Source organism: Sutterella massiliensis (assembly GCF_016899755.1).
GTDB classification, from domain to species: domain Bacteria; phylum Pseudomonadota; class Gammaproteobacteria; order Burkholderiales; family Burkholderiaceae_F; genus Sutterella; species Sutterella massiliensis.
In genome coordinates, this window is the sequence record NZ_JACJJC010000388.1 from 1 (window position 1) to 298 (window position 298).

Here is a 298-nt window from a genome sequence, read left to right on the forward strand (position 1 = left end):
GTTCGAGACGGCATTCTTCAAGTATTCGTCGAGGCCGGCGATTTCCGTGCGATAGCGTGCGGCCGCATCGCGCGCGGCCTGTACGTTGGATTCGAGTCGGGCGCGCATTTCGATCGCATCCGAACAGTCGGCAATGGCGCCAAGCGTGCCGCGGTGCCGATCAATTTCGGCTTCAAGCGCGCGATTCTCTTCAATGAGCGACTTGTTGTCGGCCTGGAGCGCGTCTTCAAAAGCTTTCTTGCGAGCCTCTGCCGTTTTCTTCAAATTCTTTGGCTTCGCGGCGCTCTTTCTCTAAGGC

1 protein-coding gene is annotated in these 298 nt (G+C 58.1%); it reads right to left on the reverse strand.

The window, feature by feature from the left end; all coding sequences use genetic code 11:
* Positions 1–264 (reverse strand): hypothetical protein (locus H6A60_RS13030; protein ID WP_205105289.1); only part of this gene is annotated, 264 nt, incomplete at its 3' end.
* Positions 265–298: the final 34 nt, after the last annotated feature.